This window comes from Desulfovulcanus ferrireducens, assembly GCF_018704065.1.
Classification (GTDB): domain Bacteria; phylum Desulfobacterota; class Desulfovibrionia; order Desulfovibrionales; family Desulfonatronovibrionaceae; genus Desulfovulcanus; species Desulfovulcanus ferrireducens.
Map to the genome: position 1 here is coordinate 61,762 of NZ_JAGUQP010000007.1, position 20,843 is coordinate 82,604.

The following is a 20,843-nucleotide window of genomic DNA, read 5'->3' on the forward strand; positions in this document are numbered from 1 at the left end:
TTTCTTAGGAGCCTTTTCATCAAAAGGTTTTAGCATCCCATCTTCCACTGCTTCTTTAATATATCGTGACACTGCAGCCTTGTTGTGTTCTGGAATGCCAAATCTTTGTCTGAGCGAAGCATTCGTAAGATAATCTCTCATAACATATCTCAGGCATGCATGGAGATAACAAGCTCGTACTCTGTCTTCCCTGCTCATATCACTAACTGATTTATGTGCGAACAAAACCACTCTAGTAAAATCTCCTGATACTTCAAAAAGAGGTGCTGGCAATTGATATAATTCAATTTCCGCAACCACCTTATCAATACCACTGCCTCGTTCTTCGCAAATACCAAATCGCCGCATAAGAGAAGCTAATGTTTCATTACGAGATTTAGGAGGAGTATCAATAAAACGAAAAGTATCCACTAATGGTTTACCAGGGTTGGTAATTTCAATACGATTGTCAAAAATTTCAATCATTGGGCCTGTTCCGCTAACAAAAAAATCCTGATGGATAAGCGCATTAGCTACCAGTTCTCGCACAGCCAATTCAGGAAATCGGTACTGTCTTCCGCAATGCTTGTTCAATAACTTCGTTTTTGGGTAAAAACGCATTAATATAACTAATAAGACTTTCAAAACTAGAAGCATACCCTTTATTTCCTTGCTGTTCTTTTAAAGCTTTTGTCCGGCCAGTACCACTATAAAGGACGACGCGCACATCTTTCCGCTGCAGAGAATGAAACTCTTGCAAATGTTTGGCAAATAAAATTGCACCTAAGTTAGTAATATTCCATCCTCCGGCTTCGCATCTGACAATTAATTGATCATCTGCTAATGCCTTTAGAATGCTATCTCTATTTGTCGGCAAAGGTTGGTACAAAAGGTCAAAGTATGCAGGATAATCAAGTAAACGTAAAACTTCATCATCAGAAATTCGCTCCATAGCTATACCATATTCAAATGGTGTTTGATCAAATATACGCCACAGATTTCTTTCTTTTTCTGGAAAATCCTTGAGTTTCTTTTTGTATGAACCAACTCTTATAAACTCCTGACCTTTAAAACGAACTGGGTGCCGTACAGCACGCGCAATCTCTAACAAAACAATATTACAACCCTCTACCTCCACCATAAAAAAACGAAAATCGATCTTAGGTTCCAAAAGCCGAAGCAACCAATTTTCCAATTCCTCATTGCCAACTTTTGTTTTGTAAGGATTAAAAGATGTCCCCTCTATAGCATGATCTTTATCACGTATTCCCCAAATCATGTAAGCAAAAGCTTTGCCAGCCAAAGCAGCGGCATTGGCTAGGGCTGATATATATTCACCGATTAAATGAGAATCAGACATATTAACCTTAAATTCAACCCACTCGGTCTCTTTTGGAAGTGCACGGAGTTCGTTTACAAGACTTACTAAGTATTTTTGATCTTTCTCTCTCATAATAGAGTTTTCTCCTTCATATTCAAAGCCAAAGATGATGATCTATCTTTTTTATTCAAATCAATCATGAATTACCCATGAAATCAAGAAGAGAACCCTGTAGTTTCATTTGTTTGCTTTCTGTTTTAAGAGTTGAACGTTCACCAAGTAGCGCATTTATAAGTCTTCAATCTTCAATATCTCTTGGCAATACTTCAAAAAGCGCCTGGGCAAGCTTCCAGAAACGACTATCTTCAAGTAAATTACGTTTACTTAAGTAAGAGATAAGCTCCTGCCTCTTTTCGCTTTTCCACAAAAACATGGTACGATGTAGTGCATCAATTAAAGGGCAATCATTATTTTTTCCGAGGTCTTTTTTTATCCTGTCAGCAAGCAGAGCCAAACGACATTTAGAGCCATTAATTACAAATATTCCATACTTTCTAGCAGTTTCAATAGAGTCTTGAGACTCAGAGCCAATCTGGACGATTAAGGTGGAGCGTATTTTGCCAGAAAATGGTTTACAACTTCTGGTCTGCAACGCATGAGTTTCATTTCATAAGCAGTTAAGCCCTGATTGGAAATATGACCAGCAGGATGTTCTTTGCCCTCATCAGGCCCAAAAATAATAGTTTCTTTTTTTAATTCTCCCAATTCAATCTTGCGCGAGGCCACACAACGGGCAATTTCAGCCCGTGCTTTATTTATCATGCTCTCATTATTGGGGTTTTCCCATTTGACCAATTCTTCAATCAGGTTGAAAAGCTCCTTTCGTTTTAAGGCTGCTCGTTCTTCATCCACAGTGCCATCAGGCCGTCTAAAAGCCGGATCACTGGAAGGGTCTTCTACCAATTGGGCAAAAAGAACTGCCCGACAGGCAGCCAGAGGACGCCTCGCCCACCATGAATGCAAAGTAGATGGATGACCATGCCTGATTGATTTTTCCCGACTGGCTTCCTGGTTGATTTTTTTAGAGGCAGAGCAACTTCTATCAGTTTTTTTCTGCGTGTTTGTGTCATAAAAATTCCTGTTATGTGTTATTGCGTAAAAAATTTATTAATAACGCTATAAAAACACCTTAAAACTTATTGATAATAAAGGCATTAGCGTCATTGTATTGCGTCAAGATTGCGTAATTTCTTTTTTTTCTGACGCAATAGAATTTGCGTCAACCGGATACCAAAGGGCCCCTCTGTGTCAGGATAGATGTCGCCTCAAGGGGATAGGGTTTTGAGTCAGGTTTCTTTTTCCTAGCCCCCACAACACTCTGCATACTTAAATCATCCCTTTTGCCCTCAAAATCCCTTTAATGTCCTGACCGGACAGCCTAAGATATTCCGCCGTAGTCAGCAAGCTGGAATGGCCAAGCAAATCCTGAACGGCTGTCACCGGCACACCATTGGCTAGTAGTTCCATTGCTCTTGTATGCCTGAGCGTGTGAGGATGTGGGAATATTTCTTTTTTTCCGTCCTCTCTGTATGTTTCTTTTAGCACTCCCGCAGCTCTGGCCCTGTCGTAAAATACACGCCTAAAATTACCTTGATCCAGCTTGAAAATTTTGCCCCTCATTGACGGAAATTCCATAAGATAGCCAGCAACTTCGGCACAAATACCAGGAGGAACAGGCACAATCCTTTTAGGGGCAGATTTGCGCCTTTTCAAGGTTACGAGTCTAATTTCTGAAGAACGAATATTAATATCTACCTGGTCATCAACTCGCAAAATTTCTGTCAATCTGGCCCCAGTATAGCGTAACAATAGATAAGTCAGCCAATACCGACCCCTGGCTTTTCTTCTTCCGTTAGTTTTGGCGTTATCATACCAGGATTGAAAAGTTTCCGTTAATTTGTCCACTTCCACGGTAGACAGATAAGCGATTTTAAGCCCGCCCTGCCGAAGCAAAGCAGGCGATGAAGTCGCTGCTATTAAGTTCACCTTTATCTATCTCCTAGTGACACTATTTCGTTTATGAACTAGTGTATTTTTATCTAAAAAAACAGGACCAGGCAAGGATTTTAAACCCAAAAATCCTGTCCCCAGCCCTTAATTCTACACGAAAATATGTATTTCCGTGTAATCTGTTTACCAGGCAACAAAACAAAAAGAAAAATATATATTAAGAGCAAAAGGCCCCTAAAAAAACAGGGGCCAAACTAGTATTAAGAGCAACTAGGGTGACGGAGATAATGATTTTCGTGTAAGAGTAAGAGTAGATAACTATCCTTTGGGCTGGCTTGCCAGCTAAACTCAGACCAATTTGTTAGAGTTCCTGTTAGGGATGTTATTGACTACCCCAATGGAGCCACCTCTGAGCAGCCTAATGAGGCCAGGGATGACCAGCTTAATGGCGCCAGTTTTTTTGACCTTTTTCAAGTTTCAACCCACCTGAAAAATTGACATTTTAATCCTTGTTCTCGTGTAATAGTAATTATCCTTTAGTTACGCCTGAAAACCAGCCCACACACGAGGCGGTTATTTCATTTTTTTAAAAAATTTTAAAAAAAATTATAAAAAAGTAAAAAAAATTTTTTATAATAAAATCAAAGTCTTAAAAAGATATAATGCGTAACGCTTTGGTTTTATTAAGAAAAATTTGGAACAAAGGAAGCGTTTTGAGTTTTCTATTAAAAAAGAAGGAGGTTGAAAAAAAGTTTGGGTGGAAAAAATCGAACAACAGGAGGAATAACCATTGCACCAAGAAATAATCAGCACCAGCAGCACAAAAAAAGGCGCTCCCTCTGCCCAGGGAACGCCTAGAAGACCGGCCTCAAATGCTTGTTCAAGTGTATACTTGTCCAGGGCCAGTAACAAAAAAAATATCCAAAATTTGTTGGAAAATCAAGTTCCGCCTAATTCTGTAGAAGCGGAACGGATTGTCTTATCCGGCATTTTGTTAGATCCACAATCTTTGGAAGAGATTCAGGAAATACTATTAACGGATGATTTTTATAGCCCGCAAAATCGGATCATTTATTCCTTCTTATTACAAATGCAACAACAGGATATGCCTATTTCTCTGCCGGTGCTATACGATTACCTTGTAGAGAAAAATAAAATAAAACAGGCAGGAGGGGCAGGATATCTGTTCGATCTTACCGCACAAGCGACCGGTTCAATGCACGCGGAACAGGCTGCCAGACTTGTTAAAAAGCTGTCAGTACAACGTGCATTAATACATATTTGTTCTAAACTTATTTCTAATTTTTACAAAACGGATATAGACCTTGATTATGAATTGGAAAATGCGCAGTCTTGTTTATATCATTTATCAAATTACAACAATAAAAATAATAGTCTCTGTCATATTAAAGATGTAGTATTATCTGTTGTGGACAATTTGATTATGAGTAATGAAAATACTCTCGGCATACCATCTGGATTTGTTGATCTTGATACAATCACAGGTGGATTTAAACCTTCCGACCTAATAATTATTGCTGGCCGCCCAAGCATGGGTAAAACAGCATTTGCCTTGACTTGTATCCTCAATATCGCATTACAGAGCATTCCTGTAGCGTTTGCGTCGCTAGAAATGAGCAAGGAGCAGCTTGCAATGCGTGCAATCGCCACAATAGCTCGTGTCGATTTATACAAAATGCAGCAAGGTTACTTGAGTCAAGAAGAAAAAGAAAGATGCGCCAAGGCATCTGAAATATTCAATCAGATGCCGATTTGGATAGACGATACGCCCGCTCAAAGTATTGTTCACCTCAGAAACAAAGTAAGGATTTTGCAAAAGAAGCATGATATTCAAATTGTATTTATCGATTATTTGCAGTTAATACGAGTAAATCAAAAAATGGAAACAAGAGAAAGAGAAGTATCAGAAATATCTCAACAGCTCAAATCTTTAGCAAAAGAGTTAAATATTCCTGTCGTAGCTCTTGCGCAGCTGAATCGCGAATTGGAAAAACGGTCAAATAAAAGGCCAATACTATCAGATTTGAGAGAATCAGGCGCTATCGAACAGGACGCTGACCTAATTTTGTTTCTCTATCGAGATGAAGTGTATCGCAAAGAAACAGAGGACAAGGGAATTGCGGAGGTAATAGTTGGTAAGCACAGAAACGGTAAATTAGGCACCGCCAAGTTGAAATATTTCGCTGCATATACTGCATTCGCCAACTTGTCCAATATAGAGAAGTAAAGGAGATTACAATGAAAGTTTTTAAAAAGTCCCAATTTAAAAAAAAAGTATTTTGGATTTGGATTTGTTTAATAATACAACAGGTATAGATAGGAATAATAAGGCTAAAAAAGCTGAAAAACAGCAACAAGAGTGGATGCAATACCCGACTATTCTAACCCGTATCAATCCATTTCTTATTACAAGTAATCGCATAAAAGAAAAAAAAGATTTTGTAAATGAATTAATATTGGAAAATTCATGGGGGCGGATTACAAAAATTGGCCCAGTATTAACACAAAAGGATGAGGATATTCTAATTGCTATTTTATGCTACGCAAAGCAATATAAAGATAAAGATATAACAGGGAGTCTGGCGTATATAGGCAACATAATTGATATTGCTAGAGTTTTAACTAAATCAAAAAGGCCGGGTAAAGATACCTATTCAAGTATTCATAAGTCTCTAATTAAGCTTGCATCAACGGTTATTAATTTAGAAGTCAAATCTAATAATAGATTTAAGTGTATTCTTAGCAATAATATAATATTGCATATCGATTATAACGACAAAACAAAAAAAATAAAGATCATTTTTAATCCAAAGTTTTATCGTCTTTACATTAAAAAAGAATACACTCAATTACATATAAAAACACGCCTCCAATCCTTAAAATCTCCAGTGGAAAAAAAAATTTATCAATTTATCATGTCTCATCGTTCGAAAACCTGGAGGGGTGCACGCGAAAAGCTGGAAAAAGTGCTAAATTTAAATCCTGATCGTCCAACCAATCAAAGAAGACGCACGATCAGAGAAGCGATTAATGCGCTGATAGCACGCAATTTGTTAAGCCAAAATAGCGGCCTTCTGTCCGCAGATATAGTGGTTTTAGAAAGGTGCGAGGAGTAGAAAAAGTGTGTTTAGAAAGTCGAAAGACCAACTTATTTAAATTATTAACTTTTTATTACAATTTTCGACTTTCTAAACACATCCATTCGACTATCTAAATATTTTTTTCGACTGTTTAAACACGTACACCCCCTCAGAACCCGCATAGTTCAAGGATTTCCGGGTGCTCTAAAGGATTTTAAAGGATATTAAAGATATAAAAAAGGATTTTGTAAAATAGATAAAGAGATAAGGAGGACAAAAATGAGGATTAGGCTAAGTTTACCGCCGGAGTTTGACTGGTTGAAGTCTTTATCAGGCCGGGCAAGGACGAGGCTGTTTGTGAGCTTGCTAAAACAAAAAGATCGGCATGAACTCCTTACCCTTGCACAGGGGGAGGTGCTTCCCTCTGTCACATCAGGACAGACAATAGAGCAACAAGATGATGAAGAACAGGTGGAGATCGTTGAGATCGTTACAAAAGTTGATCCGTCTATTTTGTCAAATTTTTGTTAATGTTAAAACGGGCCCAACGAAATCGACTTTTCTTTTCTATTATAATTTAGATCTTTTTATTTAATTTGTTGGTGAGTTTTAGAAAGTAGATATCCGCCCCCGTCAGAGGACGCTTGTCCTCTCGAGGGGCTTGTGATCTTCTGTTCTGTGGAGCAAACCACAAGGAGAAAAAGATGGGAAAAAATGATCGATTGACACGTTAATGCGTATGTTCGTTGCGTCTTGATCTGTCTCGTGGCCGTATGATTGTGGACAGGGACGCCTTTCGCCTCGATGTTCCGCATTATACCTCGAAAAAAAAACTGACAAAAAAATATTGTCAGACTGACGGCCTTTTTTTTCGCCCCATGTTAAAAAAAGGCTATGGAAATCGTCGGGGTGTAACCCCGACCACCTTATTAGCCCTGCACTCCAAAATCCCCCACAAACGCCCTGGCCGGGGGCTAACCCGGCCACCTGTTGAATAGGCTTTAGGATCGCTTTCCGCTAAACAGCGGACGCTAGGTTATGCTGTAGAAGCGTAACAAACTAGCGTGCGATCACAGCGCATTGACCTTTTATAACTATAGCCTATAAATATAAGGAGACAGGAATATGGGCAAAGACAAACTTATAAATGGGATTAACCGATGCCGCTTGAGCGGTTCGTATAAGACTCAATACAATCATAGACTTGAAGCTCAACGTTTTGTACAACAACTTAGAGAAAATGGATACGGAGTGCAGAAGTGGGAAAACGTAAATAACAAGCACGTTGCATCAGTAGTTGATGCATGGCGTGAGAAAGGACTATCGGACAAAACGATAAAAGAGTATCTTGCAGGCGTAAGAGCGGTTGCAAGTGCTTATGGAAATGACAAAATTTCTTCTAGCAATGCTGATTTTGGCCTTGAAAGAGGCACTTCAAGCCCGACTAATATTGATAAATCAGCAAATGAGCAGGTATATAGAGAGGTGGTTGAAAAACTAGCAAATAGTTCGGATATAAATGAACAGAGGTTGTCTGTACAAATAGAATATATGAGAGAATTAGGTTTACGCCATGAAGAGGCAAGGAAGCTCGATGCGTTACATGCAGAGCGACAATACAGTCCCTCTGGGCAAGAATATATAAAAATAACAGACGGAACAAAAGGTGGTAAAGAACGCTGGGTTCCGGTCAGCGCAAAGGCAGCTCAGGCCCTGGAGCGTGGAGCTGCTTTGCAAAAGGAATATGGCACAAAAAACCTAATGGATCCGCGCATGAGCGAGAGACAGTGGGAGCGGTTCGCATATAAAACAGCTCGTTCAGCTGGCATGACAAGAGAAAACGGATGCACATTCCACGGCCTTAGACATTCATTCGCCCAAGAGCTATTCCGGGCAAAAGCAGGCTTTGATGCGCCTGTAAAATATGGAAGCAAAGAAGAGTTCCAGGCAGCTGCAAGAGCAGCAGCTGGAGACAATTGGAAACAGAACTACGAGCGAGCTTGCAGGTCTGTTGAATCAGCCCTAGGGCATGGTCAGAATCGTAGTGACGTGCGCGGAATTTACATTGGTAGGATTTAGCCCCGGAGCCTAGCTTCGGGGCTTTTTTTGTTTATAAAGTTTATATATAATACTTGCACCAATAAGTAGTGTCGCAATAGTAAAAATTACACACAATTTAATCGCTAGCATTGGACTACCCCTCAACTATTTCAAATCTATTTATTAGTTGTTGATTGATTTTTAGAAAAATATCACAATTTTGTGAAATCTTAACTTTTTTCGGACAAAAAATATAAGACCTCCTAAATTTTTGAGGAAGTTTATCATGTACGTGGCTGGATGAACTATTACGGGATATCGGAGTATTACCGGCCAATCCCGGAGATAGATGAATGGCTACGTCGGCGGATAAGGATGTGCTATTGGAAACAATGGCGCTATACCCGTACCAAAGTCCGTAACCTTCTCAAGTTAGGTACACCCAAAAAACAGGCTATACATACAGCACTAAGCCGAAAAGGGCGCTGGCATTTAGCCCGGACGCTTGCAGCTCAGAGTGGTATGACCAATAAATGGCTATATGAGCAAGGATTGATTTCTGTCAAAGAACAATGGGTAAAGATTCACTACCCGGCTACGGCCCGGTGATCTTGATGAACCGCCCTGTGCGGACCCGCACGCAGGGTGGTGTGGGGGCTGGGGGAGAAAGACCCCCGGCTACCCGATTGGATGCTTTTTATTTTACCCTGCTCCATCTTATTAACTCCATTTATCAAATCATGGAAGTTCTGGCAGGCCAAGTTCTTTGAGAAACTCGTTATGTTTCCGGGTGGCTTCGGATATCTTACCCGCCAGATCAGTGAGTTCTGCATGTACCTGTGTTAGATCCACAGGCTCCTCTGGTTTAGCAGTGCTGACATAGCGGGAGATGTTGAGGTTGAAATCATTCTCTTCAATCTCTTCCATACTCACTCGGCGGGAGTAACGCTCCTCTTCCTTGCGGAACTGATAGGTTTCGATGATCTTGTCAATGTGCTCTGGCAACAGCACATTCTGGCGTTTACCCTTTTCAAAGTGCTCGCTGGCGTTTATGAAAAGCACATCATCATATTTTTTGCATTTCTTCAGCACCAGGATACACACCGGAATACCTGTGGAATAGAAGAGCTTGGGAGGCAGCCCGATCACTGTATCGATATTGCCATCCAGCAGCAGTTTCTTGCGGATTTTTGCCTCCTTTCCACCGCGAAACAGCACGCCGTGTGGCAGGATGATGGCCATAGTGCCTTCCCTGTGTAGAAAGTGAAAGCCGTGAAGCAGAAAGGCAAAGTCGGCGGCGGATTTTGGTGCCAGGCCATAGCCCTTGAATCTGAAATCCTCGGCCAGTTCCTCGGTAGGCTTCCAGCGGTAACTGAAAGGGGGATTGGCTACCACCGCATCGAATTCGATCTTTTTGGCCGGGTTCTCCTCCCTCAGCAGCGGCCACTCATTGAGCAGGGAATCTCCGTGAAAAATCTCGAACTCGGTATCTTTGAGCCCATGGAGCAACATGTTCATCCGCGCCAGGTTATAGGTGGTGATGTTCTTTTCCTGGCCGTAGAGCTTGCCCACGCCGTGCTTGCCCATACGGCGGCGCACATTGAGTAGCAGCGAACCTGATCCGCAAGCAAAATCCAGCACTCGCTTGAGCTTGGCCCTCTTGCCGGTGGCTGGCTCCTGGCTATCCAGAGACACGATACCGGAGAGAATGCTGGAAATCTGTTGCGGCGTGTAGAACTCCCCGGCCTTCTTGCCGCTGCCTGCGGCAAACTGGCCGATTAGATATTCGTATGCATCCCCCAAAAGGTCCCGGTCAGTAGGAAATTCTGCCAGTCCTTCGGCGATCTTCTGGATGATGGTACAGAGCCGATCATTGCGTTGCTTGTAGTTTTTGCCCAGCTTCTCCGAGTCGAGGTTAATTTCCGAAAATAGCCCCTGAAAGTTGCTGGAAAAAGATTCGTTTTCGATGAACTTGAAGCCTTTTTGCAGAGTACGCAGCAGTTCCTCGTCCTGAGTGCGCGCCATATCGGCAATGCTACTCCAGAGGTACTGGGGTTTGATGACATAATGCACCTTGCGGCGCATCAATTTTTCAAACTCTTCAATGTCGTTCGGATTTTGCTCATACCAGACGGCCAATGGTGAGCGGCGATCTCCCTTGTCCAGCTTGGGCCAATCAGGGCCTAACTCTTTTTGGGCCGCTTCTTCGTAGTTGTCCGAGAGATAACGCAGAAACAAAAAGGCAAGCATGTAATCACGGAAATCGTCCGCGTTCATGGCCCCGCGCAGCTCGTCGGCAATGGCCCAGAGTGTTTTACCTAGTCGCATTTGTTCCTGTTTGGTCATTCAGTTCTCTCCCCTTCTTCATACTCAGGGAACAATTCCGGGTTAAAGCGGTAATTGTTCATAAAGTCTCGCAATATTTTACGGAAAATTTCTTTGTTTTCATCCAGCATTTCCACAGGTTCAAAAAGAGAATAATTGCCGTGGCTGAGCAGTTGCACATATCGATAATGTATCATTCCATCTTCATCGTCGGGCTCCCGTTTTATTATGTCTCCGAAATGATTAAAACCATGGAACGTGGCCGTCTTTTCCATGATGCTCCGCAGGATCGTGAAATGGTAGGTGTATAGCTGGCCTGACTCTGCGGCTTGATTTAGTTCCTTGAGCATGGCTACATGATAGAAGCGGGGCGTATGACCTGTGTCTCGTAACAGAAAGCCATCTGCATCCTTGCTTAAAAAATAGCGCTGTGCCCTTTTCATTTCATTGCACAGCACATTGAAAAACAGGCTGTGGTGTGACGATATCACCGTCCTAACACGATCCTGTTGCTTCAACATGTGGGCCAGATGCGCCGCCACGGCTATGGCGTTATTATCGTCCAGCGACGAAATGGGATCGTCGATATAGATAAATTTCACCCACTCATAGGCTCCCTGGCCGTCAATGGCAAGTTGGGCAATGGCAAGAAAGAAACACCAGATAAAGATGTTTTCCTCACCACGAGAAATCTTAATCAAAACCGGCTCATCCTCTCCATCCGCATTTTCGCGCATTTCACGCCAAAATCGGATGGTGCCACCCTCATAGTCGATGTCAAATTCAAAATCCGTATAGCGGTGCAGAAAAGCGCGGATACGACTCTCCATTTCCAGCTCGGCTAAGCCGTTGAAGAAGCGGGATGCAGTGTTCATTTTCAGCACCCGCTCGCTGTCGTTCTCCAGGTCGTTGTCCCATGTGAAAAGATCCTCGGTGAAAGCATTGAAGTAGAGGGTGTCGCGCTGGTCACCATGCTTGCCCAGATCCTTAAAGGCCATAGAAAGCCGCGTCTTGCCTGTGCCGTTGTAAGCAAAGAGCAGAATGACTTTCTTGTTTTGGCTGCGCAGGTGTTGCGCCAGTGCATCAAGATCGGGAAAGGTCTGGATATTATCGCTACGTGGCATCTCTTACGCCATCTCCTGCGGAAATAGCTGCTGCATCAGTCCTTTTTTATGAGCCTTGAGAGCCTCAAGTTTCTGCGATTGAAGCTCGATCAGTTCATCGATTGAAGAAAGACATTCAGCGATTTTTTGTTGTTCGGACTCTCTTGGTAAAGCAGTTTTTAGAACATAGACATCATTCCGGTTGAGGCCGGGTACGGTTCCATTGTCAGAAAGGCTCGGGAGATGTGAATTTTCTAGCAATAGCTTCACGAAAAAGAGCTGACAATTGGGAGATTTCATTTTTACATAAAATGTTGTGTCTATTGGGTAGCAATCCGATTCAATCCAATTCACTTCACCAACAGAGCCTTTTCTCCCTATGATAATAACGGGTCCAGAAATTAGGGCCTCCTTATGAAATCCAACGACCCCATTGGAACCGACCACTGGAATAGAACCATCCAAGCGGGATTCTTCTGGCAAAGAACTGCCATATTCCAAAGTCAATAACTCTCCAAATCTATATCTTGTCCACGGCCCTGTATCCCGAAATTCGGGAAGGCGCAGGCGAGGGACGGTTTCTCCCTCGGCGGGAAAGAGCTGCTGCATCAGTCCCTTTTTGTGGGCCTTGAGGGCGTCTAGCTTTTGCGTCTGAAGCTCGATCAGTTCATCAAGAGAAGAAAGGCAGTCGGCGATTTTTTGTTGTTCTTCTAATTTTTTAGGGGTGGGAATGGTAAACAGTGAAAACTCATTTTTATTGATAATGGGCATGGCATTATTTGCCTGCATTGCTTTAATAGTAGGCGTTGCACGCAACAACGAATAATAAATAAATTCATTATAAAAATTATTATTTACTATGATGCTGTTTATCTGTTGGTTTGTGATACACGGAACAGCAGTTAAAGCTATCTTTCCAATTGAGGCAATACATGTGTACGCAATACTTCCAATTGGAAGAACCTTCATTTTTGCTTGTTTAACAACTGATCTTTCAGATGTTCTTTGGTATTTAACTTCATCGTTTATATCAGTAGGTGTTACAAATGCGATATCTCCATTCCACAAACTGTCATCATTTGTCTTGGGGGTTTTCCCCGTGATTATCTTCCCAACCTCCCCCAACCGTTTCACCTCCCATGGCCCCGCATCCCGGAACTCGGGAAAGCGAAGTTTCGGCACTACGGTCTTTTGCTTCTGCCTGTTCATTTTCCCTCCAGCCCTTCGGGATTTTTGAGCGCCTTTTTCTGCTCGGTGGTCAGGCGGCGCTGAACCTTTTTCACATCCTCTTCCGGCGGCAGGTTTTCCGGGCGAATACCTCGATTGAGCAGGGTCCGGCGCACGGCCTGGTTGTTGGTGACATGCTCTTGTGAGATTTCCGGCTCGCTTTGCATATTTTGCTCGCGGGCGTTGTGGATGGTGATTTCGGTGGCGAAATCCTTGGCCTTGAGGACGATGGTGGGTGCGAAGTCGGCCAGCGGACGGTTGGCGGGCACCTTCCAACGGGCTTTCATTTCCCACGTGCTCTTGCCGAACAGGGCCTGATCGCCCTTGCTGCGGATGAGGGCAAAATTCTTGTTGCCGCCAGTCTGCTCGTAGATAATCTTGGAGAGCTCCTTTTCGGTGTCGGCCAGTTTGCGGCGTGCCGATACCCGTTCGGCTTCCAGCATGCGTTGCTCAATTAGTTCCGCCTTGCGTGTTTGCATGGCGAAGTAGGTCTGGGCGAAAGCAATAGGGGGCTTGGAAGAATCGCCGTTCTGAGCGATAAGATAGCAGGCGTATCGAGTGAGCATGATATCGGGAATTTTGCGGCGGCTGCCGGAACCGAGTTCGACCATTTTCCCGACATCGGCAAAATGGTCCTCAATAGCGTGGCCGGACAGTTCGCAGGCAGTCTTGGCCTTGGATATCACATTCAGAAAGTTATCCCACTTGCTGTAGCCTAGCAGGTGCTGGAGGTCCCGCGCTAGCCAGTATTCTACGCCGTTTTCCGTCTCCTGGGCATGCGCTTCAAAGGTTTCGGTCATCTGCATGACTTCATTTTGCATGGTTTTCCTCCCTGGTCATTGTTCATAAACCTCTAACCCTGAAATCTCTTTGCCCTGGGCAAGCTTGCGCAAAAGCGGCGTAAGGTCGTCCATAAGTTCCAGTTCCTTTTTTGCCCGTGCCTTCCAACCCAGGCCCAGGGGAGCGAGCAATTCGGTAAGAGCATCGGCATCAAAAATCATACGATCCAGAATCCCGTTAACGAAGGATTGAAGGGCATCGGTCGAAAGATTGTGCTTTTGAGCGATATTCTCGAGCTGGCGGGCATGTTTTTCAGCCTTGAACCGTTCGTAGCCGTCACGGATTTCCTTTTCCGTCAGACCTTCGCCTTCTTTAAGGGTATTCACATATTCGATCAGTTCCTCCCGCTCATCAAGAAATTTGGCATTACTGGAAAGCAGGCCGATGATCTGCTCGCGGGTCATCTTCTGTCTTTTAGGCTCTTTTTCGCTAAAGCGGGCGATAAGTTTCATGATATAGTCGTAGTCAATGAGCGCGGAATCAAACAGCACGAACTCGAAGTCGAGCTGTTGCACCGGATCGTCAGGATCGGTGGTCTTATCCTGCTTCTTTTTCAACTGCTCGGCCACGTCGAGATAGACACCTCGGAACGCCTGCAGGTTATCTTTGGGCAGCAGTTTTTCTATTTCTTCACGGAGTTGCTCGTCAAGATCAGTGTACTGGTCGAGCTGGGTTCTAAGGCGCTGCACCTCTTTGAAGTGGTTAATGAAGGCAGTGCGGGCATCATCGCCCCTTAGGTTGGCCACTTCCTCCGGTCGGCAATCCAGCCCTTGCGACTGCATGAACTCTTTGAGTTGGTCAAACGCTTCCTCAAGCTTTTCCACCACCTTGGGAGCAGGATCCACCAGCCAGATCTCCCTGGCGCGCTCGCCTGCCTCACCGGAAAATAAAGTGATGGCCTCATCCACGGCGGCCTTCTGGGCACGGAAGTCGAGAATGTTGCCGTAGGGCTTGGAATCGTTGAGCACCCGGTTGGTCCGGGAAAAAGCCTGGATCAGTCCGTGGTATTTGAGATTTTTATCTACATAGAGGGTATTGAGATACTGTGAATCAAAGCCGGTGAGAAGCATATCAACTACAATGGTGAGGTCGATCTTCTTATCGCGCGGTAAATCGCTGTTTAAGTATTTCTGGTCCTTGATGCGCTGCTGCACATCCTGATAGTAAAGGTCGAAACTACCTATATCAAAGTTAGTGCCGTAGCGCTGATTGTAGTCGGCAATAATGGCCTGGAGCGCTTCCTTCTTCCGGTTTGGTTCTTTCTGGTTATCGGCCTTCTCCTGGGGCAGGTCTTCCTGAAGCTGGGCAATGTCCCTGTTGCCATTGGCTGGTGGCGAGAAGACGCAGGCCACATTGAGCGGCCGGAAATTTTCATCATCTGCCATTCTTTGCGCCTGTATTTCCTTAAACAGCCGGTAATACTCGATGGCGTCGTCGATGGATGCGGTGGCCAGGAGAGCGTTGAATCTACGGTGATTGGTGGCTGCGTCATGTTTTTCCAGTATGGCTTCAACTACCTTTTGCTTGGTCAGGATTTCACCCGGCTTGATGGGAACTCCTTCGGGTTTATAATAGTCCACATGGAAGCGCAGCACATTACCGTCGTCAATGGCGTGGGTGATGGTGTAGCCGTGGAGCTGCTTCTCAAAGATGTCGGCAGTGGTGACCATCCGCGCTTCTTGGCCTTCAATGGTGCGATAGGTAGCGTTTTGCTCGAAGATGGGCGTGCCAGTAAAGCCGAAGAGCTGGGCTTTGGGGAAAAATTCACGAATGGCCTTGTGGTTCTCGCCGAACTGGGAGCGGTGACATTCGTCGAAGATAAAGACAATGCGTTTATCCCGCAGGGGTTCAAGCCGTTTGCGGTATTCCTTCTTGTGGTTGCTGTCCAGAGCCAGGCCGAGCTTCTGAATGGTTGTAACGATGACCTTATCGGCGTAGGCGTCGGAGAGCAGGCGCCGCACAAGGGTTTCGGTGTTGGTGTTCTCTTCCACGCATCCTGGCTGGAAGCGATTGAATTCCTGCCGGGTTTGGCGGTCCAGATCCTTACGATCAACAACAAACAGGACCTTTTCAACGTCCGGATTGTCCTTGAGAAGGGTTGATGCCTTGAAGGATGTGAGCGTTTTACCGCTACCGGTGGTATGCCAGATATAGCCGTTGCCGCGATTTTGATGAATACAATCCACAATGGCCTGGACCGCATAGATTTGATAAGGACGCATCATCATCAGCTTGCGCTCACTCTGAATCAGCACCATGTAGCGACTAATCATCTCGGCCAGGGTACACTTGGCAAGAAATGCCTCAGCAAAATCATCAAGGTGAGTAACTTTTTTATTTTTGGGATCCGCGAACTGATAAATGGGCAGAAAGCGCTCATCAGAATCGAAGCGGAAATGTTCCTGATTGTTATTGGCAAAGTACCAGGTATTGCTGCGGTTGCTGACTATGAACAGTTGCATGAAGCAGAGCAGGCTGTTGGTATAGCCATTACCGGGCGCATGTTTGTATTCGAGGATCTGCTGCATGGCCCGGCGTGGGCTGATTTGCAGGCTCTTCAGCTCGATCTGTACCAAGGGCAGGCCGTTGACCAGCAGGATCACATCATAGCGGTGAAAACTGCTTTTTGTGTTGATGCGTAGTTGGTTGACCACCTCAAAGCTGTTTTTGCACCAGTCCTTGAGGTTGACCAGTTGATAATGCAGCGGAGTGCCGTCTTCGCGCTCGAAAGTATTGCGATGGCGCAGGGTCTCGGCACAGGTAAAAACATCCGGGCTGATGATACTGTCGAGCAGACGCTCAAACTCGGCATCGGTGAGTCGGACACGGTTGAGCGCCTCGAACTTCTCGCGAAAATTTTTCTCTAAAGCATCACGGTCACGGATATCATCGCGGTGTATGTATTTAAGTTCTTCAAGCTTTTTGATCAGCCCTTGTTCGATTTCTTGTTCTTTTATCATGTGCGGCTTATCCTAGTATAAATTTATGCATTCAACGAAGAAATCACCGGCTGGCAACCCGCCATAGCGTAACGGCGGCAGGTTGCCAGTCAGGTGCACTGATAGGTTGGCCAGTTTGCATCTAAGAATTTATAATATAAGACATTAAGCCAACTACAATCCCGATAAGCAAACCCAGCAATATATATTCCTTTGTAAAAATGAAAGCAAAAAGGATAAGTAGCACCAGCGCAAATCCGGCAAATAATTTTTGATTTTTTTCTTTTAGCCAAAACGTTTTGGGTTTTGTTTCATCAGGTTTACTGCGTCTTAATCCTGGTAAGCTGAAAACCATTAACAAAAAAGCCAACACAACTATAAAGAGGCCAGCATTTCCACTTTTCACTGTGCCAGAAACGATTGCGGATTTAATATCAACAGAACCTTCAGCCTTGATTCCTGAATTTATCATCCAGATTCCAGTACAGAAGAATGCTAAACCCGCAATCAAGACAATTAATCTGAAAATGTGCCCAATTTCCCATTTCTGCTTTTTCTTTTCTATATCCATATGTTTCGTATTTGTTGGCCGAACATAGAAGTCTGCGGCGGCGGTTAGCCGTCCGTAGAACTGATTTTGTGTACGCCCGGCATGGGCGTGAGCTTATGGGGTTCAAGTCCCCTGTAAGGGTTCCTATGCTAAAATAATTTAGCCCAAATTACTAGCCGAAGGCAAGGGGCTTACTGCGAAGTAAGCTCTGAAGGAAGCCGGAGTGCAAAGATGTAGGCCGACGAACAGAAACGTCATATAAGGCCGAGTCTCCGGGTAAGACAGCACAACATGTCAAAGCCCTGGGAACAGGGGACACGGTAAATGGCGCGGTCGTGCATCGGAAGTTCACGCTCTTATCCGGGGAGACCTGTTTTCCTTGCGGTAAAATTTTGTTTCCAGTGAAAACACCGGCTGGGGCCACCGGTATAATGTCCCGGCACAGACAATGGAAGCCTCTGCCTTGTCTGTGAAATACAAAACAAAGATAAGCAGACAGGAGACAAAACTTACAGCGCCATAGGGAGTAATCTGTATGGTGAGAAAATAGGAGCCAGCAGAAGCCATAGTAACCAAATGCTAGGAGTAATGTCATGGACATGATGAAGGGCCGAACATCAAGAGAGGCAGAGAAAAAGGTTTCTATGAACACTGAACATACGTTGAACCCGATAATTCAGCGGGCCATAGCCCAGGTTTGGTACATCCAAAAGACTGGCCATGAGTCGTAAGGGATCATGGGATTTAGCCCACACTCTGGTGGCACAAAGCGGCATGACCAATGAATGGCTGCACCAGCAAGGATTGATTTCTGTCAAAGAACAGTGGGTGAAGATTCACTACCCGGCCACGGCCCGGTAATCCTGATGAAACGCCCTGTGCGGACCCGCACGCAGGGTATTGTGGGGGCTGGGGTAGAAAAACCCTCGACTACCCGATTAGGAGTAAATATGCTTCTTTAGTTGGTCAATATAAGTAGAAGTCTTAAGTTTGTCTCGGTCAACTTCACCAACAGCCTCAATAACATTAGCCGCGTTTTTAAAATAGTTGAGGGTTTTATCTGTTAATTCTTTGCAAGCATTGATGATAGTTTCACAATATTTTTCTATTTTCTTTTCTTCTGTCAGGCGTGGATTTGACTGTTGAGTAATAATATGCTTAAGGCATAGTAGTAAATGCCATTTATATTTTCTATAATTCGTAGGAAGTCGTCCGTTAGCGATAAGTAAATGAATCCTATATAATGCAAGTGATGCAGTATAATAAGCTATTGGATGATTCTGCTCATCAAATAATTCCTCAGACAGCTCTTGGAACATTTGAGTGGGATATCTAGCTGCTAAATCAGCACGCTCAAAGAACATAGAAGCTACAGATCTGGCAAGTTCTTTTAAATCGAATATTCTAATTTCTGGGATTCCCAGCCCGACAAATTGCTTAGATCTTCTCTCAAAGTATAATTTTATTTCTTCATTTCCTTCTTCTCCCATTGCGTTAAAAAACTGTTCAATTTTTCTTACAATTGGCCTCAAAGATAGAAATTGTACTTCTTCAACTTTTGTCTGACTATTTGTAGCTCTGATGACTTCACTTACTAAATCTTGATTCTCTACCTCAATTATTTTTGCAGTTAACATCACGGAGTCATCAACATGATCACGATATAAATAGAGAATATAGCTAGTTTGACATCCATTTACTATTTGAAAGTTTTCTATATAAATATTGTCACTTTGCACTTTGACATTTGGAGCAATAATAGTTATACCATTATTAAGTACTGCAAATTTATCTCTTTGATTAGGATTTATTATTGTTTCTATAATTTTCTTATTTACCGGATTATCTTCTCCCAAGAACGACCTTACGTTTTCCTCAAAAATGTACGTTCTAAGTTTACCTTCCTGATCAGACAACACCCGTTCAATCAGATGTTTAGCGGGCACAATGCAAATATAAGATTCTTCTATTCCTTCAATTTCTGGGAGTGGTAAATAACCTTTGACCTCTAATCTTGCTTCTATATTTGACCAGGTTGCAGTCCAAAGATTAATGAGTTGATCACGATCAATGGGGGCTACATTTACATCAGAAAACAATCCTGTTTGCTTTAAAATTTCATTCATATTCTGTAATGAAGCTGCTATTTCTGGCTCCTCCTTATAAGTTCCTGTCGTAACATAAAAAGCATGACATATTGGTTTTCCACGGGAAACTTTACCAACATTGTCTATAATAAAAGAAAAGACGTTATGAGCTTCTTGTAATGTAGAATCCATTGGTAAGTTAGGACTTTCCTTAGTAAAATCCAGTACAGCATCCGAAAATTTTACTATACCGTCCCTTTTAAAAGAATCAGTTGTTTTAGCTTGTATAAAAATAATAGTTACTTCTATTTCACGCTTTGGTCTCTTAAATATCTGTTGGGCTTCATCTTGAGTAGTGACAAGTTCTCCATCTATTATAAATGCTATCCCATCAATTCCACATTCAGGATCGCCAGTGGTAAGATGCTCTGGCTTAAATCTTGCTGGATAATACCTTGAAATAATAGAATAGTTTGCAAACTGCTCAAATTGCTTGCTAACTTCTTTGTCTATAATTGAATATTCTTCAGCAAATTTTTTTAAATGACTTTTAATTATTCTATCCATAGGTCTCCCCATGATTCATTTAATACTCCTAATGGGGGAGCTAAGCTGCGGCACGAGCCTGCAGGGACTGCGAAGCAGGACATGCAGGTGAAGTGCCGTCTGCTTCAGCGTTTTGTTGCCGCCGCGCGAATCAGCACGCAAGGCAAGTCCTTTTATCTACACCCATATTTTTCTCGTTTAAAGAACAGCGGCAACAAAACGCTGAAAGCAGTAGCTTAGCTCCCCCATTGCCGCCGCGTGCAGCGCGGCGGCAACTTATTTTATATATTATTATCATTATCCCAAACCATACCAAACAAAACCCCTTTCAACCTCCAGTCCCAACCCAAAAATATTTTTCACCATTCCACATACTTCTCATAACTACCCAAAATATCAAGCTATTGTCACGGCTACTCCAACAACTGAAAAATAACGGCTCTTCACAAGTCTTTGATCAACCATCAATTTCGCCATATAATTTTCATATTTCAACATTATCCTACCAGCCAGATAAAAATATTAAAATTTATACTCAAATTATATCGCTCATGAAATTGTAAAATTTGAAGGATTTTTTCCAAGAAAAACAAACTCTAACCCTACAACCTCATTTTCTCCAATCAAGAGATTGGATTTGAGCAGAAAAAATAAGTCAAAATTCAATTATTTTAACAAGTTCAACTACATATGACTTGATTAAAATAGTTCCCAAGCAGTTACCAGAAGTGTTTGACAATAAAAAAGTTAAAAAATTTTATAGAGTTATCCTATC

The 20,843-nt window shown here is 43.3% G+C and carries 22 protein-coding genes; 9 read left to right on the plus strand and 13 right to left on the minus strand.

The features are described from left to right. The 5 genes from KFV02_RS03940 to KFV02_RS03960 all read right to left on the minus strand — a co-directional run. On the minus strand, positions 1-465 hold a 465-nt coding region (locus KFV02_RS03940; RefSeq protein ID WP_289510066.1), incomplete at its 3' end, for an ATP-binding protein. Between the two features lie 70 nt (positions 466-535). Beyond that, positions 536-1,432, minus strand: coding sequence for an AlbA family DNA-binding domain-containing protein (locus KFV02_RS03945; protein ID WP_252380234.1), 897 nt, complete (start codon positions 1,430-1,432; stop codon positions 536-538). A 166-nt stretch (positions 1,433-1,598) separates the two neighbouring features. Continuing rightward, the gene (locus KFV02_RS03950; RefSeq protein WP_252380235.1) at positions 1,599-1,952 is read right to left on the minus strand and encodes a hypothetical protein; all 354 of its coding nucleotides are present in this window, start codon (positions 1,950-1,952) and stop codon (positions 1,599-1,601) included. Beyond that, positions 1,901-2,464, minus strand: coding sequence for a DUF1156 domain-containing protein (locus KFV02_RS03955; protein ID WP_353617286.1), 564 nt, complete (start codon positions 2,462-2,464; stop codon positions 1,901-1,903). The genes KFV02_RS03950 and KFV02_RS03955 overlap by 52 nt, the downstream gene beginning before the upstream one ends. A 222-nt stretch (positions 2,465-2,686) precedes the next feature. Then, complete coding sequence (locus tag KFV02_RS03960) at positions 2,687-3,346, minus strand: tyrosine-type recombinase/integrase (RefSeq protein WP_252380237.1); 660 nt, start codon at positions 3,344-3,346, stop codon at positions 2,687-2,689. Between the two features lie 754 nt (positions 3,347-4,100). Here KFV02_RS03960 and dnaB point away from each other — a divergent pair. The 7 genes from dnaB to KFV02_RS03995 all read left to right on the plus strand — a co-directional run bounded on the left by dnaB (position 4,101) and on the right by KFV02_RS03995 (position 9,221). Beyond that, the gene (dnaB, locus tag KFV02_RS03965) at positions 4,101-5,558 is read left to right on the plus strand and encodes a replicative DNA helicase (RefSeq protein ID WP_252380238.1); all 1,458 of its coding nucleotides are present in this window, start codon (positions 4,101-4,103) and stop codon (positions 5,556-5,558) included. Between the two features lie 64 nt (positions 5,559-5,622). Continuing rightward, positions 5,623-6,447, plus strand: a complete 825-nt coding sequence (locus KFV02_RS03970; protein ID WP_252380239.1) for a replication initiation protein — start codon at positions 5,623-5,625, stop codon at positions 6,445-6,447. A 243-nt stretch (positions 6,448-6,690) separates the two neighbouring features. Next, complete coding sequence (locus KFV02_RS03975) at positions 6,691-6,942, plus strand: hypothetical protein (RefSeq protein WP_252380240.1); 252 nt, start codon at positions 6,691-6,693, stop codon at positions 6,940-6,942. A gap of 242 nt (positions 6,943-7,184) precedes the next feature. Further along, positions 7,185-7,409 (plus strand): hypothetical protein, encoded by a 225-nt coding sequence (locus KFV02_RS03980; RefSeq protein ID WP_252380241.1) that lies wholly within the window; start codon positions 7,185-7,187, stop codon positions 7,407-7,409. Positions 7,410-7,536: 127 nt separating this feature from the next. After that, entirely contained in the window at positions 7,537-8,490 is a 954-nt protein-coding gene (locus KFV02_RS03985; protein WP_252380242.1) for a tyrosine-type recombinase/integrase, read from the plus strand. 261 nt (positions 8,491-8,751) lie between these two features. Next, positions 8,752-9,060, plus strand: coding sequence for a group II intron maturase-specific domain-containing protein (locus tag KFV02_RS03990; protein WP_252380243.1), 309 nt, complete (start codon positions 8,752-8,754; stop codon positions 9,058-9,060). 5 nt (positions 9,061-9,065) lie between these two features. Beyond that, positions 9,066-9,221, plus strand: coding sequence for a hypothetical protein (locus KFV02_RS03995; RefSeq protein ID WP_252380244.1), 156 nt, complete (start codon positions 9,066-9,068; stop codon positions 9,219-9,221). On the opposite strand, the gene KFV02_RS04000 is transcribed toward KFV02_RS03995, so the two are convergent. From KFV02_RS04000 to KFV02_RS04030, 7 genes are all read right to left on the minus strand, one after another. Next, a complete protein-coding gene (locus KFV02_RS04000) occupies positions 9,190-10,797 on the minus strand; it encodes a type I restriction-modification system subunit M (RefSeq protein WP_252380245.1) in 1,608 nt (535 codons plus the stop codon). The genes KFV02_RS03995 and KFV02_RS04000 overlap by 32 nt on opposite strands. After that, positions 10,794-11,900: an AAA family ATPase gene (locus tag KFV02_RS04005; protein ID WP_252380246.1), complete on the minus strand. Its 1,107-nt coding sequence runs from the start codon at positions 11,898-11,900 to the stop codon at positions 10,794-10,796. The genes KFV02_RS04000 and KFV02_RS04005 overlap by 4 nt, the downstream gene beginning before the upstream one ends. Positions 11,901-11,903: 3 nt before the next feature. Then, positions 11,904-13,088, minus strand: coding sequence for a restriction endonuclease subunit S (locus tag KFV02_RS04010; RefSeq protein WP_252380247.1), 1,185 nt, complete (start codon positions 13,086-13,088; stop codon positions 11,904-11,906). After that, complete coding sequence (gene dinD, locus KFV02_RS04015) at positions 13,085-13,927, minus strand: DNA damage-inducible protein D (RefSeq protein ID WP_252380248.1); 843 nt, start codon at positions 13,925-13,927, stop codon at positions 13,085-13,087. Before dinD ends, KFV02_RS04010 begins: the two co-directional genes overlap by 4 nt. Positions 13,928-13,942: 15 nt before the next feature. Next, positions 13,943-16,906: a type I restriction endonuclease subunit R gene (locus KFV02_RS04020; RefSeq protein WP_252380249.1), complete on the minus strand. Its 2,964-nt coding sequence runs from the start codon at positions 16,904-16,906 to the stop codon at positions 13,943-13,945. A 121-nt stretch (positions 16,907-17,027) separates the two neighbouring features. Next, positions 17,028-17,456 carry a hypothetical protein gene (locus tag KFV02_RS04025; protein WP_252380250.1) on the minus strand — a complete coding sequence of 143 codons (429 nt, stop codon included), beginning with the start codon at positions 17,454-17,456 and terminating at the stop codon, positions 17,028-17,030. Positions 17,457-17,783: 327 nt separating this feature from the next. Further along, complete coding sequence (locus KFV02_RS04030) at positions 17,784-18,002, minus strand: hypothetical protein (RefSeq protein WP_252380251.1); 219 nt, start codon at positions 18,000-18,002, stop codon at positions 17,784-17,786. Positions 18,003-18,028: 26 nt separating this feature from the next. On the opposite strand from KFV02_RS04030, the gene KFV02_RS04035 reads away from it, so the two are divergent. Next, positions 18,029-18,166, plus strand: coding sequence for a hypothetical protein (locus tag KFV02_RS04035; RefSeq protein WP_252380252.1), 138 nt, complete (start codon positions 18,029-18,031; stop codon positions 18,164-18,166). Next, positions 18,156-18,296, plus strand: a complete 141-nt coding sequence (locus KFV02_RS04040) for a hypothetical protein (protein WP_252380253.1) — start codon at positions 18,156-18,158, stop codon at positions 18,294-18,296. The genes KFV02_RS04035 and KFV02_RS04040 overlap by 11 nt, the downstream gene beginning before the upstream one ends. A gap of 77 nt (positions 18,297-18,373) precedes the next feature. Here KFV02_RS04040 and KFV02_RS04045 read toward each other — a convergent pair whose 3' ends face one another. Beyond that, on the minus strand, positions 18,374-20,089 hold the full coding sequence (locus tag KFV02_RS04045) for an AIPR family protein (protein ID WP_252380254.1): 1,716 nt from the start codon (positions 20,087-20,089) through the stop codon (positions 18,374-18,376). Between the last annotated feature and the right edge of the window lie 754 nt (positions 20,090-20,843).